The organism is Frateuria hangzhouensis, assembly GCF_026410505.1.
Lineage (GTDB): Bacteria > Pseudomonadota > Gammaproteobacteria > Xanthomonadales > Rhodanobacteraceae > Frateuria_A > Frateuria_A hangzhouensis.
Genome location: NZ_JAPMIU010000001.1, coordinates 145,339 through 160,559 on the forward strand (window position 1 = coordinate 145,339; position 15,221 = coordinate 160,559).

General features: G+C 67.3%; 11 protein-coding genes. 9 read left to right on the plus strand and 2 right to left on the minus strand.

Annotated elements, in window-relative coordinates; all coding sequences use genetic code 11:
• Positions 1 to 435 precede the first annotated feature (435 nt).
• The 8 genes from OSC30_RS00640 (at position 436) to OSC30_RS00675 (ending at position 9,792) form a co-directional block, all read left to right on the plus strand.
• Positions 436 to 1,332, plus strand: a complete 897-nt coding sequence (locus OSC30_RS00640; RefSeq protein WP_267169901.1) for a hypothetical protein — start codon at positions 436 to 438, stop codon at positions 1,330 to 1,332.
• Positions 1,333 to 1,534: 202 nt separating this feature from the next.
• Positions 1,535 to 2,341, plus strand: a complete 807-nt coding sequence (locus tag OSC30_RS00645) for an alpha/beta fold hydrolase (protein ID WP_267169902.1) — start codon at positions 1,535 to 1,537, stop codon at positions 2,339 to 2,341.
• Between the two features lie 21 nt (positions 2,342 to 2,362).
• Complete coding sequence (locus OSC30_RS00650) at positions 2,363 to 3,919, plus strand: efflux transporter outer membrane subunit (protein WP_267169903.1); 1,557 nt, start codon at positions 2,363 to 2,365, stop codon at positions 3,917 to 3,919.
• 68 nt (positions 3,920 to 3,987) lie between these two features.
• Positions 3,988 to 5,490, plus strand: a complete 1,503-nt coding sequence (locus OSC30_RS00655; RefSeq protein ID WP_267169904.1) for an MFS transporter — start codon at positions 3,988 to 3,990, stop codon at positions 5,488 to 5,490.
• Positions 5,491 to 5,495: 5 nt separating this feature from the next.
• The gene (locus tag OSC30_RS00660; RefSeq protein WP_267169905.1) at positions 5,496 to 6,530 is read left to right on the plus strand and encodes an HlyD family secretion protein; all 1,035 of its coding nucleotides are present in this window, start codon (positions 5,496 to 5,498) and stop codon (positions 6,528 to 6,530) included.
• Positions 6,531 to 6,804: 274 nt separating this feature from the next.
• A complete protein-coding gene (locus OSC30_RS00665; RefSeq protein WP_267169906.1) occupies positions 6,805 to 7,497 on the plus strand; it encodes a TetR/AcrR family transcriptional regulator C-terminal domain-containing protein in 693 nt (230 codons plus the stop codon).
• A gap of 31 nt (positions 7,498 to 7,528) precedes the next feature.
• Positions 7,529 to 8,491, plus strand: a complete 963-nt coding sequence (locus tag OSC30_RS00670; protein ID WP_267169907.1) for a TetR/AcrR family transcriptional regulator C-terminal domain-containing protein — start codon at positions 7,529 to 7,531, stop codon at positions 8,489 to 8,491.
• Positions 8,492 to 8,562: 71 nt separating this feature from the next.
• Entirely contained in the window at positions 8,563 to 9,792 is a 1,230-nt protein-coding gene (locus OSC30_RS00675) for a patatin-like phospholipase family protein (RefSeq protein ID WP_267169908.1), read from the plus strand.
• Positions 9,793 to 9,881: 89 nt separating this feature from the next.
• On the opposite strand, the gene OSC30_RS00680 is transcribed toward OSC30_RS00675, so the two are convergent.
• Together OSC30_RS00680 and OSC30_RS00685 are read right to left on the minus strand one after the other, a co-directional pair.
• The gene (locus OSC30_RS00680) at positions 9,882 to 10,055 is read right to left on the minus strand and encodes a hypothetical protein (protein WP_267169909.1); all 174 of its coding nucleotides are present in this window, start codon (positions 10,053 to 10,055) and stop codon (positions 9,882 to 9,884) included.
• Between the two features lie 137 nt (positions 10,056 to 10,192).
• Positions 10,193 to 11,809, minus strand: a complete 1,617-nt coding sequence (locus OSC30_RS00685) for an alpha-glucosidase family protein (protein ID WP_267169910.1) — start codon at positions 11,807 to 11,809, stop codon at positions 10,193 to 10,195.
• 448 nt (positions 11,810 to 12,257) lie between these two features.
• Between OSC30_RS00685 and OSC30_RS00690 the strand changes: the two genes are divergently transcribed.
• Positions 12,258 to 15,164, plus strand: coding sequence for a TonB-dependent receptor (locus OSC30_RS00690; protein WP_267169911.1), 2,907 nt, complete (start codon positions 12,258 to 12,260; stop codon positions 15,162 to 15,164).
• The last annotated feature ends 57 nt before the right edge of the window (positions 15,165 to 15,221 follow it).

Consider the following 15,221-nt stretch of genomic DNA (forward strand, 5'->3'; position numbering starts at 1 on the left):
GCATGGGCGGGTTGCAGCTGTCGGACACCTCGGCGCGCCTGGCAGCTTTCGGAGCGCCGGCGCCGGGATTGCGTCCCATGGAAGAGCATCCCGCTGGTGCCGGATTGCGGGAACCCGCCCGACCGGATTGTTGCATTGGCAGAAACACGGCGAGCCTCGGGGCAGATCTACCGCTCGTCGGTGCCCGGGTCGAGAATTCTCCCCGCTTCCCTCCATGGCAACGAAGATGACGGGTGCCAGCTCGTCGAGGCGGCTGTAACGGGTCGTGCACTTTCCACCCGTTCGTGCACGGGACGAACCCACGTTGGCGCGGCGTCCCCGCGAAGCACCAATCAGCCACACGACGACGCCATGGCCGGGAGGCCCTTTGATGGACATGCCCGCGCGCCGCGCTCGTGATGGTCCGGCGCGCCACCGCCGCCCCAGGTGACAGCCATGAAACAACCGAGCCGGATTCTCCTGCAAACGACCATACCCACCGTCCACGACGACTGGAACATCGGCCGGTTCAGCCTGCTGCGCGATCACCTGGCCAGCCTGCGGGACAACCATGGCATGCCGCTGTTCGAGGTGACCGCGCGCGATCGTGAACCGCCCGGGGCGCCCGACAGCGTGCTCTCGCGAATCGATACCACGCCGTTCGATCAGCTTTGGTTGTTCGCGGTGGATACGGGCGACGGCCTGACCAGCATGGATTGCGCAGCGATCTCGCGCTTCCGGCGCCGCGGCGGAGGCTTGCTGGTGACCCGTGACCACATGGATCTGGGCAGTTCGGTGTGCACCCTGGGCGGGGTCGGCCCGGCGCATTTCTTCCACTCGAAAAACCAGGACCCCGATCCGTCGCGACGAGCGGTCGATGACACGCTCACCCGCGAGATCTCATGGCCCAATTACCATTCCGGCGCCAACGGCGACTTCCAGCGCGTGGACATCGCCCTGCCGCTGCATCCTGTCCTGTCCGATTCGCAGGCGCCGGATGGCGCGATCCGCTACCTGCCCTCGCACCCGCACGAAGGGGCCGTCGGCAAACCGCCAGAGGACCCGACGGCACGCGTGATCGCGACGGGACGCAGCCAGTCAACGCGCCGCGCCTTCAACCTGGTCGTGGCGTTCGAGCCGTCGGATGCCGGCGGCCCGGCGATCGCCGAGTCCACCTTCCACCACTTCGCGGACTACAACTGGGACCCCTCGATGGGTTCGCCCAGCTTCGTCAGCGAAGCCCCGGGGGAAGCACTGGCGCATTCGCCCGAAGCCCGACGGTCCATCAGGCGTTACGTGCGCAACCTTGCACTCTGGCTGGGCGGCCGCCCGGTGGATTCGCCGCCGGCATGACGGGCCGCGCGGCACCGCAAGCCATGGATCCGGCGGCGCCCCGCGATTGTTGCCGGTAGTGCAACACCATGGCGACGCCCTCGGATCTTCCGGGCACCTGCCCCGCTGCCTAGGCTGGGACCGGGTCGCAGGTTCCCCCAACCAGCGGCATTTTTTTCGGGCCATTCGCCCTTTCGATCCGGACAACCAGAGCATCGAGATCATGAACGTGTTCGCAAAGCGCCTCGTCGCTTTCTCCATCCTGGCCCTGGCCCTGGGTCTGGCGGCCCTCGGCGCCGAGTCGAGGGAAGCCGTGTCGCCCCCGGCAAAACCCACCATCGTGCTCGTCCACGGTGCCTTCGCCGATTCGTCCAGCTGGAATGCCGTGGTCGCCCAGCTGCAGTCGCGTGGCTACACCGTGGTCGCCGTCGCCAACCCGTTGCGTGGTGTCAAGAGCGATGCCGCCGGCGTGGAAGCCCTGGTCCGTTCCCTCCACGGGCATGTGGTGCTGGTCGGGCACTCCTATGGCGGACAGGTGATCTCCAACGTCGGCAACGCCAACCACAAGATCAAGGCGCTGGTGTACGTCTCGGCGTTCGCGCCGCAGGCCGGCGAGTCGGCCGGGGCACTGGCGGCCCGTTTCCCCGGCAGTTCCCTCGCCTCCGCGCTGCTGCCGCCGGTTCGGCTGCCGGACGGCAGCAATGATCTCTACATCGATCCGTCAAAGTTCCACGCACAGTTCGCCGCCGATGTCCCGGCCGCCGAGGCCGCCAGCGCTGCCGTCGCGCAACGCCCGGTGACCGACAAGGCGCTGAACGAACCTTCCGGCACCCCGACGTGGGCATCGACCCCGTCCTGGTTCATCTACGGCGGCATGGACCGGAACATTCCCCCGGCGGCACTGGACTTCATGGCGCAGCGTGCGCGATCGCGGCGCACGGTCGTGATCGACGGTGCCTCCCACGCAGTCATGCTCTCGCATCCGTACGAGGTCGCCCGCCTGATCGTCCAGGCGGCCGAGTCCCACTGAGCCGAGCGCTGGACGACTTCCATGCACGGGCAACAACAGACTGGCGCCAAGACCACTCGGCCGCGCTTTCCAGGGCTGCGCCAGTACGCCGGCGTGGCCTTGTGGACGCTCGCGCTCGCCGGTTGCACGGTGGGGCCGGACTTCGTCAGGCCGGAAGGCGTTCTTGACGAGGTCGTCCTGGCGCCCAGGCAAGACCCGGCAAACGGCATCCCGATGTCCCGGGCCGCGGTGCCCTTCCAATGGTGGAACCTCTTCAACGATGCCGTATTGACCGGACTGCAACGGCGCGCACAGGCGGAAAACCTCGACCTGCAAATGGCATCCGAGCGCATCGAGCAGAGCCGGGCGCAACTGGGCATCGCCTCCTCGCGGCTGTGGCCCGGCATCGGCGTCGGTGCCAGCTACACGCGCGAAGCGCTCAGCGAACACGGCAAGTTCGCCGCGCTGGGAGCACCGACCCGCCCCGGGGATTTCTGGCAGCTCGGATTCGATGCCAGTTGGGAAGTCGATCTGTGGGGCCGTGCACGACGGGCGCGCGAGGGTGCGGCAGCGGCGCTGGAAGCGACGGCGTATGACCGCGAAGCGGTTCGGGTCGCCTTGTCCGCCGAGGTGGCGCGAACATATCTGCGGTTGCGCGGTACGCAGGCGCAGCTGGATATCGCCCGGCAGAACCTGGATATCGCCAGGCACACGCTGCGCCTGGCCGAGAGCCGCGCGCGCAACGGTGTCGCCACCCGCTTCGAAACTTCCTCCGCCCGTGCAGAACTGGCGACCGTCAAGGCCACGATTCCCGAGTTGACCCAGCACCGCAACGCCCTGATGAACGCGTTGGCCCTGCTGCTGGGCGAGCCGCCACGCGCGCTGGATGGCGAACTGCGCAAAGCCATGCCGTTGCCTTCCCTTCCCGCCCGCGTCCCGCTGGGCCTTTCGTCCGAACTGGCCCGCCGGCGGCCGGACATCCTGCGCGCGGAGGCACGGCTCCATGCCGCCACCGCCGCCATCGGCGTGGCCAAGGCCGATTTCTATCCGCGCATCGGATTGAAAGGACGGGCAGGCGTGGAAGCCTTCGAGGCCGCCGATCTCGACAGCTGGGATTCGCGCTTCTTTTCGGTCGGCCCGACGGTTTACCTGCCGATCTTCCAGGGCGGTCGGCTGAGGCAGCGCCTGGCGTTGAACGAAGCACGCCAGAAGACCGCCGCCCTCGCCTACCGGCACACGGTCCTGCGTGCCTGGCACGAAGTGGACAACGCCCTGGAGGCCTGGGCCGCCCAGCAGCGCGAGCACGACGAGCGGCTGGTGTCCTACCAGCAGAACAGGCAGGCGCTGCATGCCGCCGAGCGCGGCTACCAGCAAGGCGCCGCCGATTACCTGAGCGTACTGACGGCGCAACGCAGCGTGCTCGCCAGCCAGACCAGCCTCAACGCCAGTGCAACCGGCGCCACGCTGGCCCTGGTCAACCTGTACAAGTCACTGGGCGGCGGCTGGAATCCGCAGGCCTTCGGGGTCGCGCCATCGCCTCCGGAGCATCCGGTCGCCATCGCGGCACCGGCCACGGCGCGCTCGAAGGCCGGGCCGTGAGCGGCGCCGCCTCGTCGCCGGCAACGGATGTCCCGGTACCTCCCGGGACCCCGCCGGCATCGCGCCTGATGACGGGGCTGGTCGGCATTTTCATCGCCGCGATGACGGCCGGGTTGAACAACCGCGTCGGAGCGCTGGCGCTGGTTGACGTGCGTGGCGCACTCGGCCTGGGGCTGGACGATGCGTCCTGGCTCACCACGGTCTACAGCGCCGGGGAGCTGATCGCCATGCCGTTCGCGGCGTGGTTCGGCATCACGTTGTCGATCCGCCGCTTCGTGCTGTGGATGCTCGGCGCCTGCACGTTGGTGGCCGTCATCCTGCCTTTCATCCGCGCCCCGGACCTGTTGCTGGCGCTACGCTTCGTGCAAGGCATTGCCGCGGGCACCACGATCCCGCTGCTGATGATGGCCGCGCTGAAGTTCCTCCCGCCCACCATACGACTGCATGGGCTGGCCCTGTACGCGATGACCGCGACCTTCGCGCCCAACCTTGCCATCTGGCTGGCGGGCTACTGGATGGACGGGCTGGTCGACTGGCGCTGGGCGTACTGGCAGTTCGTGCCGCTGGCCGCCGTCGCCGGAGGGCTGGTCGCCTGGGGCATGCCGCGCGAACCGATCGGGATGTCACGCTTTGGCCAGGCTAACTGGACCGGCATGGCCTGCGGCGTTCCGGCGCTCGGCCTGATCGCCGTGGCACTGGACCAGGGCGTGCGGCTGGACTGGTTCCACTCGCCGATGATCACCGTGTCGCTGGCGGCCGGGCTGGCCCTGCTGGGTGCCTACCTGCTGACCGAGTGGTACCACCCCGCGCCGTTCATGAAGTTGCAGATCCTGGCGCGGCGCAACCTGGCGCTGGGCTTCACCCTGTTCGTGGTCCTGCTGGTGGTGCTGTTGTCCGGCTCGTTGTTGCCGGCCAGCTATCTTGGAGCCTTGCATGACTACCGGCCACGCCAGATGGCATCGATCGGCCTGATCGTGGCCTTGCCGCAACTGGTGCTGGGCTCGATGGTGGCGATCGTGCTGTACCAGAAGTGGGCCGATGCGCGCGTGGTGCTGTCCTCGGGCCTGCTGTTGATCGCGCTGGCATGTTTCTCCGGCACGCAACTGACCTCGGACTGGAACCGCGACCAGTTCGTCGTGGCGCAAACGCTGCAAGCCTTCGGCCAGCCGATGGCCGTGGTGTCGATGCTGTTCCTGTGCACCAGCGTCGTGCAGCCCCGCGAAGGCCCCTACGTGTCCGGCACCATCAACACGTTGCGCGCCTTCGGATCGTTGCTTGGCGTAGCGCTCGTCGGGCAGCTCGTGTCGGTACGGCACAGGTTCCACGCGGAAATGCTGCTGGACCACGTGGCCCTCGCAGGCAACGTGTTCCCGGTCACGCCCGAACCGTCCCGGCTGGCCGGCGTCATCGGCCAGCAAGCGGCCGTGCTGTCGATCGCCGACGCATATCGCGTGCTGGGCGTGCTGGCGCTGCTGCTGATCCCCCTCGCGTTGTGGATGAACCGCATCCCCGCACCCGACGTCCGCGCACCCGTGCCACGCGCTTCCGTTTCCGCTACTCCACTCGGGTAATCCACATGGCCTTGCCTAGAAAAGCCAGGATCGTCGGCGCAGCGCTGCTGCTCACCGTGGCGATCGGGGGTGTCCTCTATCTCAATCGCCCCGAATCGAGCGGGTCGTTGCAGTCCACGGACGACGCCTATGTGCAGGCGGACTTCACCACGGTGGCGCCGCAGGTGTCCGGAACGATCGACAAGGTGTTGGTCGAGGAAAATCAGCCGGTCAGGAAAGGGCAGTTGCTGGCGACCATAGACGATGGCGATTTCGTGGTAGCCGTGGACGCGGCCGGGGCCCAGGTCGCCGGCGCCCGGGCCAGCATCGCCAGCCTGCAGGCGCATCTGGTTCAACAGCAGACCGCCATACGACAGGCACAGGCGGCGGTCGCCGCAAATGAGGCCGCGCTCAAGCTGGCCAGGGCCAACCGCACGCGCTATCGCAACCTGGCCACCGACGGCTCGGGTACGGTACAGGCGCTGCAGCAGGCCGAGGCTCAGCTGGCCATCCAGACGGCCAGCCGGGAAAAAAGCCTGGCGAGCCTGCAATCGGCCCGACAGCAGGTCGACGTGCTCACTGCCGATCTCGAAAAAGCCCGGGCGGCGCTTGCGCTGGCGCGCGCCGCGCAAGCCGCCGCGCAGCTGAAGCTTTCCTATACCCGCATCACGGCCGCGATCGGTGGCACCGTCGGGCAGAAGGCGGCACGCGTCGGTTCGTTCGTCAATGCGGGAAAGCCGTTGCTGGCGATCGTTCCGCTCGATGCGGTTTACGTCACCGGCAACTACCGCGAGACGCAACTGGCGCGCGTACGAGCCGGGCAAGCGGTGGATATCGAGGTCGACGCCCTGCCCGGCCAGATGCTGGAAGGAACCGTCGAAAGCCTGGGGCCGGCCAGCGGCGCGAGCTACTCGGCGATCGCTCCGCACAACGCCACCGGCAACTTCACCAAGATCGTGCAGCGCCTGCCCGTGCGCATTCGCCTCGAACCTCGCCAGCCGGCAATGGCCCGGCTGCGCGTCGGCATGTCGGTTACGACCACGATCCATACCGACGATTGAAGGGGCGCGGAAGCGGTCTCGAAGTCCCGCTACGGCACGATCCTAGTGGCCATGCAGACGAAGACCACTGTTGTCCACCAAGCAACTTGGTGCGTCCGTCGAAGGGTCTACCTGCCAGCCATGCGCAAACCTAACCTGTAACCCGCCGGAGAAATCCGGCCGCAATGCAGTTGCCGACCAGATGCATCGAGCCACGTTCCGGCAGATGGCGACTTCGGCAGCGATCCGGTAACAGGCGCCGCGGCGATGGCTGCGTAGAGATGGAGGCAGACCAATGAATTCGCTCGACATGGCATGGAGTCCGATGCCGGGGACCAGTTTGTCGGGCAACCTGGTCGCCCCTGCTGAACCGCCGCATGCAAGCGCGCACCGGATCGATGCGCGCTCGATCATCCTCGACGCGGTCGGCGAGATCCTTCGCACGACCGGGCGCGGCGTTACCGAGATCGAGGCCGCGGTCGCGCTGGCCGGATTGACCGCCGCACAGGTTGAGGTCGAATTCGGAAGCATGGACAGCCTGGTCATCGCCCTGGTCGAGCAGCTTTGCGCCTCGGTGCTGGAGCCGCTCGCCCAGCCGCCCACCCAGGCATCCTTCCGGATCCAGCTCCTGGCATTTTCCAACCGCCTCGTGAACGCCTATTCGTGCTCGCACCTGCGCGGGCTCTATCGGGTCGCTCTCACCGCCGCGATCAGGCACATCGGCACCGGCCCTGCCTTCTACCAGCGGGGCCCGGGCGGGCTGACGGCCGAGCTGGCACGTTTCATCCGCGAAGCGCACGACGCCGGCGCCATCCACGCGCCGAACCACTTCCAGCTGGCAAGCCATCTCGTGGCCCTGCTGAGGGCCGACATGGACCTGTCCGAGACCGGCGGATCGTCCTCGAAGGCCGGTGATGTTTCGTGCGCGGTCGAGATGTTCCTTTCGGGCGTGCAAACCGGAGAAGGTGATGCGACCGCTGATCTCTAGCATGCGGACACGGGTCGCGAGGCGCCCGTCCGTGCCGCGCAAGACCGCAGCCTCGCCCCTGCGTGTCGACGGCGCGCCCGCTGCGCTGTCGCTCGACATCGACGCCAACGGATCGCCGGTGACGTTGCAGGAAGCGGAGTGGCTGGTGTGCTTCGTTCCCGGCCTTCGAAGGCAATGGTGGCACCGCTTCGTCCATGCCAGGCACAAGCACGTGTTCGCCATGCGCATGGTCGATGAACAAACATGGCTTGTCGTGGAGCCCTGGTGGACCCGGCTGATGGTCAACGTGTTGAGCTTCGACCAGGCGCTCCATTTCCTGCGCTGGGCGGCCGCCGGCAGCGTGGTCAAGGTGCGCGAGGCCATTCCCGGGCGGGGCAGCCAACTGCGTGGTTGGTCGAACTGCGCGGTGCTGGTCTCCTTCCTGCTGGGGCGGTCGTACAGGACCTGGACCCCGAACGGCCTGTACCGAAAGCTCCTTGCGGAAGAGGACGCACAGCCGGTCGACGTACCCCGGCTGCTCATCGAGCATGTCGGCGCGATGGCCGGCGAAGCCGCCCGTCGCGCCGTGGGACTGCAGCCAGGACACGAGCCCGTGCCCCTCGACCGTCTGCTGTTCCGCCTGGGCAGGGGCATCGCCGGTTCGATGCTGCCGGCCTCCGTGATCGGCCTCCACCAATTTGCTGCGTCCGGGTTCGATCGCAGCAGCGACGCGGCGGACGTCTACTGGGCCAAGGCCATGGAGCGGGCGGTCGAACACATTCGCGGCGTGCTCGAGGACGCCCGGCGCCGGGGTGAAATCCATGTCGCCGACTGTGCCCTGGCTGCTCGCCAGTTCGTGGCGATGCTGCGGGGCGACATGCATCTGGAGCTGCTTTTCGGCGTCAGGGCCGCAACGCCACCGGATGAGGCTGATATCCATGCGCACGTTGAATCCGTGGTGGACATCTTCCTGCACGGCGCCGCCATCGCCAGCAGGTGCGGGCGGGTCTTGTAAGGTTTGAAGGCCTGGCTTTCGGGCGGAGCGTCATTGGACAGGGAGGCGTCGGTTTCGAGGAAGGCACGAGAATGCGCAACACATGGATCCTGATCGGGTGTGTGCTTCTGCTGAGCGGTTGCCAGACCGTCGCCCGGCGTGCCGCGCCGCCCGACCTTGTCGGCCGCGCGGCACCGGATGGGTTTCCGGCCGACATCCGTTTGATGACCATCGACGTGGTCAACTTCACGACCCTGGCGCCGGGTTTCTTCGGCGGGCTCGCCGGCGCGGCGACCGATGGCTCCATCGACATCCTTTCGCTGTCCGGCGGCGGCTCAGGGGGCGCCTACGGTGCGGGTGCCCTGGCCGGGCTCAGTCGCGCGCATGCACGACCGCAGTTCGAAATGGTGACCGGCGTGAGTGCCGGCGCGTTGCTGGCGCCGTTCGCCTTCCTGGGTCCCGACTGGGATGCGCGGATGCGGCAGGCGTTCACCGGCAAGCGCAACGCGAACCTGCTGCAGTCACCGACCCGCACCATCCTGGCGCGGCTGTTCTCTCCACGTGGCCTGCCGCAACACAACCCCTTGTTCCAGCTCATCGATCATTTCGTCACGCCGCAGATGGTCGCCGCAGTGGCCGATGAAGCGGCAAAGGGACGGTTGCTGGTGGTGGCGACCACCGACCTGGACAAACACGAAACCGTGCTGTGGGACATGGGCAGGATCGCCCGGCATGGCGGCCCGGAGGCGCGCCGCCTGTTCCGCGATGTATTGATCGCCTCGGCCAGCGTGCCCGGCGTGTTCCCGCCGGTACTCATCCGCGTCAGCGACGGCCGGCACGAGTACGACGAGATGCACGTGGACGGCGGGGTGACCACGCCGGTGTTCACCCTGCCGCTGATCGCGGGCATCCAGTCCTACGAACTGCCGCAACTGCGCGGGGCGAAGCTGTACATGATCGTCAACGGGCAGCTCGCGCGGGCACCGCGAACCACGCGGTTCAGTACGGTCGAGGTGCTCTCCAACGCCTTTGCCGCGGGTACCACCTACAAGACCCGGCGCGCGATCGTGCAGAACATCGCCGCGGCGCACCGGCTGGGCATGACATTCCACATGACCGAGATCCCGCCCGACTATCCGCAGGAAAGCTTCATCGACTTCGACCAGGAATACATGCAGGCGCTATTCGACTACGCCGCCGGTTGCGCGGCGCGCGGCCTGTTGTGGATGACGCCGGAACAATCGCTTCGCCGCAACCTGAGCGCCAGGTGGGCGTCCGCCGCGGCGAGCCTGGCATGCCCTGCCCAGGTCACGCGGCAGTAGCACCGCACGGCCGGCAGCCGCCTGGCGTGCGGCAGCCTGGAACGCTTCACGTCCCGATGGCAGCGAGCGCCGGGATCCTGGCTCGCCGGCTACGGGTGGTTGAAGCCCTCCTCCCGCTTGGCCTCGCGATCGGCTTCCCTGGCATCGCGGGTTTCTTCCGCGTTGCGATTTTCCTGCAGCTTGTGGTCTTGCCGGGCGACGTCGTTGTCGTTGCGGTCGCCGGTCCCGTGCTTGCGGTCGGCGGGGGGCATGGGGTTGGGCATGGCTTGGCTCCGCGGCTTGGATCTGCAACGAGCCTACGTCTGGATGATTCATGGCCACGTGATGCCCAAGGTGGGCGTAGGGTGGGCTTCAGTCCACCGTCGTCGCACGGTGTCGTGGTGGTGGGCTGAAGCCCACCCTACGCCAGCCGTGCGAACAGCACGCCGTGTGCGGGCAGTGCGAGGTGCCCGCCGACGAACGTGCCCTGGACCAGGCCGTGCCCCTCGAGCGGTTGCCACTGCCCGTCCAGCGGAAGTTCGGTCTCTGCTGCCTTTCCATCCAGATTGAAGGCCACCAGCAGCGTCTCGCCCGCGTGGCTGCGGGTGAACGCGAGCACCGGCTCGGGCGTGTCGAGGAAACGGATATCACCCCAGCGCAGCGCCGGTTGCCCGCGGCGCCAGCCCACGATGCGGCGGAAGCCTTGCAACGCGGAAGCCGGATCGGCCTCCTGCCGCACCACGGCCAGCGCGCGATGCTCGGTCGGCACCGGCAACCACGGTTCGCCGCGGCTGAAGCCGGCGTGTTCGTCGTCGCTCCAAGGCATCGGCGTGCGGCAGCCGTCGCGGCCCTTGAACTGCGGCCAGAAGGCGATGCCGTAGGGATCCTTGAGCGACTCGAACGGCACCTGCGCCTCGGTCAGGCCCAGCTCCTCGCCCTGGTACACGCACACCGAGCCTCGCAGCGAGCAGACCAGCGCGGTGAACAGGTTGGCCAGCTCCGGCGTGGACTTCCCTCTGCCCCATCGACTCAGCACGCGTTCGACGTCATGGTTGGAGATCGCCCAGCATGGCCAGCCCTCGCGCATCTGCGCTTCCAGCTGCCGCACCGTGCTACGGATGTGCGCGGCGCTGAAGTCGTCGGTGAGCAGCTCGAAGCTGTAGCCCATGTGCAGGCGGCCGGCCTGCGTGTATTCGGCCATGGTCGCCAGCGAATCCTCGGAGGAAATCTCGCCCAGCGCCACGGTGCCGGGATAGCGATCCAGCAGCGCGCGCAGTTCGGCCAGGAAGTCCAGGTTCTCCGGCTGGGTGTTGTTGTGCCAGTGATACTGGAACGCGTACGGATTGTCCGGGCTGAAACCGCGGCCGACGCGCTGGTCCTTGGGCCTGGCCGGGTTGTCGCGCAGCTTCGCGTCGTGGAAGCAGAAGTTGATCGCATCCAGGCGCAGGCCGTCGACGCCGCGCTCCAGCCAGAAACGCACGCAGTCGAGGATTGCCGCGCGCACGGCCGGGTTGTGGAAGTTCAGGTCCGGCTGCGAGGCCAGGAAGTTGTGCAGGTAATACTGCCCGCGCCGCGGCTCCCACTGCCAGGCGCCACCGCCGAAGATCGACAGCCAGTTGTTCGGCGGCGTGCCGTCCGCGTTCGCATCGGCCCAGACGTACCAGTCGGCCCTGGCGTTGTCGCGGCTGGCCCGGCTCTGCTGGAACCAGGCGTGTTCGACCGAGGTGTGGCTGAGCACCTGGTCGATCATCACGCGGATGCCCAGCCCGTGCGCCTTGGCCAGCAGGCGGTCAAAATCCTCCAGCTGGCCGAACAGCGGATCGACGTCGCAATAGTCGGCGATGTCGTAGCCGTAGTCGGCCATCGGCGACTTGAAGAAAGGCGAGATCCAGATCGCGTCGACGCCCAGGCTCGCTATGTAGTCGAGCTTGTCGATGATCCCTGGCAGGTCGCCTACCCCGTCACCGTTGGTGTCCAGGAAGCTGCGCGGGTAGATCTGATAGGTGACGGCACCGCGCCACCAGGGAGCATGGGTCATTACAGGGAAGCCTTCAGCGCATCGGTGCGCCTTCGCGAACGGGCGATCAGCAAAGCGGGCGCCAGCTTATCCGTAGCCTTCCAACGCCTCGATCCGCTGCATACGTATTCATGCGTGCTGCACCCGCAATATTGCAACGCCCTCCCGCTAGTGCGTGGGCTCGCCTGGCAACCGCTTGGTGAACCCCAAGGTGCACCACGGCAGCCATTTTCTTCGTACGGGGGACGGCAGGCCCAGGCGTCGCGGCACGATGCTGCGGTGCGATGAGGCCCCTCCGGGCGTCTGCATGAATACGTATGCAGCGCGTGCCGCGGCGGGGAAACGCAGCCTTAACATCGCTTCACGTCGCTGGCGGGGTCTGCCGGCGCGCTTGCATGACCGGGGGACACCGGCGCGCGCGACGAGCGGACCCATGACCGGAGAGCGACATTTCCGCGGGGAGACGCAGATGTTGATCAAACGCAATCGTATGGCGCTGGCCTTGATGGCCGCCGGGCTTTGCTTCACCGGCATGGCGCTGGCCGCACCGCAGGATGCCGGGCAATCGGACAACCCGTCCCAAGGCCAGGACCAGGACCAGCAAGACCAGGCCGGCCAGCAGGCCGATGCCAGCCGCCGCGATCAGGACGCCAGCAAGAAGGCGCGCCAGTTGGGAACGGTCGAGGTCAGCGGCTTCGTCAGCAGCATCCAGAACTCCACGGCGCTCAAGCGCAACTCCAATGCCATCGTCGAGGCAGTCTCCGCGGAACAGATCGGCAAGCTGCCCGGCGTGAGCATCGCCGACACGCTGGGCCGCCTGCCGGGCCTGGCGGTGCAGAGCGTCAGCGGCCGTCCGCAAGTGGTGAGCATCCACGGCCTGGGGCCGGACTTCTCGACCGCGCTGGTCAACGGCAGCCAGCAGGTCTCTACGTCCAACAACCGCGACGTGCAGTTCGACCAGTATCCGTCGAGCTGGTTCGACAACGTGGTGGTGCACCTGAGCCCCTCGGCCGACCTGATCGGCCAGGGCCTGTCGGGCACGGTGGACATGCACACGATCCGCCCGCTGGACAAGGACAAGCCGGAAAGCGCGATGAACGCGCGCTACATCTGGGACGGCACCTCGCAGCTTGCCGACGGGCCCGGCGTGGGCGACCGCGGCTACGACGTCAATGGCGTGTGGGTGCACCAGTTCGCCGATCACACCTTCGGCGTGACCGTCGGCGTGGACTTCCAGTCCAACCCTGCGCAGATCCAGCACCAGGCGCCGTGGGGCTATGCCACGGATGCCAACGGCAACCTGGTCGTGGGTGGCTCGAAGAACTACGGCATCTCCGACCAGATGAACCGCAACGGCCTGCTGACCACGCTGCAGTGGCGCCCGAACGACAACTTCACCAGCACGCTCGACCTGACCTACGACAAGTTCAAGGAAGCCCAGCAGGCCAAGGGCATCGAGTTCCCGCTGTTCTGGGGCTCCGGCGTGACCCTCGCCGAGGGCAGTGTTTCCGATGGCTTCGTCGAAAACGGCACCTACGGCAACGTCAAGGCGGTCGTGCGCAACGACTACAACAAGACCAACGCCAAGGTCTTCAACGTCAACTGGGCAAACGAGCTCCGCATCAACGAGAACTGGTCGGCCAGCCTCACCGCCAGCTACTCGCGCGCGCAGCGCCACGATTTGATGGTGGAAAGCTACGCGGGCACCGGCAACGGTCTGGGCAACGGCGCGACCGACAGCATCGTGTTCGACGAACTGTCCGACGGCATGCTGTACCTGAACCCGTCGCTGGACTACGGCTCCGGCCAGATGGTGCTGACCGACCCGCAGGGCTGGGGTTCCGGCGCCACGCCGCCGGTCGTGCAGGCGGGTTTCATCAATGCCCCGCGCACTGACGACCACCTGGCGAACCTGCGCCTGGCGGTCGAGCGCGACTTCCTCAGCGGCCCGTTCTCGTCGGTGGAGTTCGGCGTGGTGCGCGGCACGCGCAACAAGACCTACAACATCGACCAGACCTTCCTGATCCCACCGAACGGCGCCCCGTCGATCGCTGCCCCCGGCTCGACCTGCGACCCGCTGGCGTGGATGGGCATCGGCTCGCAGGTCTGCTACGACCCGCTGCAGCTGATCGGCGCCGGCACCTACGAACAGTTCCCCACCGCGCTGTCCTCCATCGCAGTGCCGCCGAACTGGGAGGTCAACGAGCGCGACGTCACCTCGTACCTGCAGTTCAACCTGGACACGACCCTGGGCAACGTCGGACTGCGCGGCAACTTCGGCGTGCAGGCGGCGCACACCTCGCAGACCTCCAACGGCCAGCGCGTGGAAGCCAGCGCCGGCGGCACCAACGGCTCGAACGCGACGCTCGTTCCGGTATCCGGCGGCACCTCGTTCACCCGCTACCTGCCGAGCGCGAACCTGATCTTCGGCTTCGGCGAACAGGACGACCTGCGCGTGGGCGCCGCCCGCGTGATGGCCCGTCCGCGCATGGACCAGATGAGCGCCAGCCTGGGCGTCTCCGGCAACATCACGCAGTTGCCCAACACCGACCCGAACCGGTCGTACTTCAGCGCCTCCGGCGGCAACGCCAGGCTGCTGCCGACCATGGCCGACAACTACAACGTCAGCTACGAGCACTACTTCGCGGGCGACGACTCGGGCTACGAGTGCAACTCGGCCGAGTCGAAGACCTCGGACCTGTGCCGTTCCGGCGGGGCCGGCTACGTGGCAGTGTCGGCGTACTACCTGGGACTGAAGGACTACATCAATCCGAGTGCCGCCTACCTGTACGACTTCGCCGCCTTCGCCGACGCGTACCTGTCGCCCGAGCAACAGCAACAGCTGGGTACCACCATGGGTATCGTCTCCGGCCCGGTGAACGACGGCCGCGGCTACGTGAAGGGCCTGCAGACCACCCTCAACCTGCCCTTCAGCCAGTTGACCCCGGCGCTGTCGGGCCTGGGCACGATCATCACCGGCGGCTACACCAAGAGCTCGCTGGTGTATGGCGACAATGCCGATCCGATCACCGTGCCCGGCCTGTCCAAATGGACGGCCAACGCCACGCTGTACTACCAGCACAACGGGTTCGAGGCGCGCATCAGCGACAGCTACCGCTCCAGCTTCCTCGGCGAGGTGTCGGGCATCAGCGCGACGCGCATCGAGCAGACGATCGAGGGCGGCAGCACCTACGACGCACAGGTCAGCTACACCTTCGACCACGGCCCGCTGGACGGCCTGACCCTGATCGCGCAAGGCTCGAACCTCTCCAACAAGACGTTCGTGACCTACCAGAACGACGATCCGCGGCAGGTGCTGACCTGGGAAAGCTACGGTCGTCGCTACGAGATCGGCGTCTCCTACAAGTTCCAGTAAGCGCTTCGCCTTGCCCCAGCGAGGCCCCGTCGCGCAACATCGGCGGGGCCTTTTTTC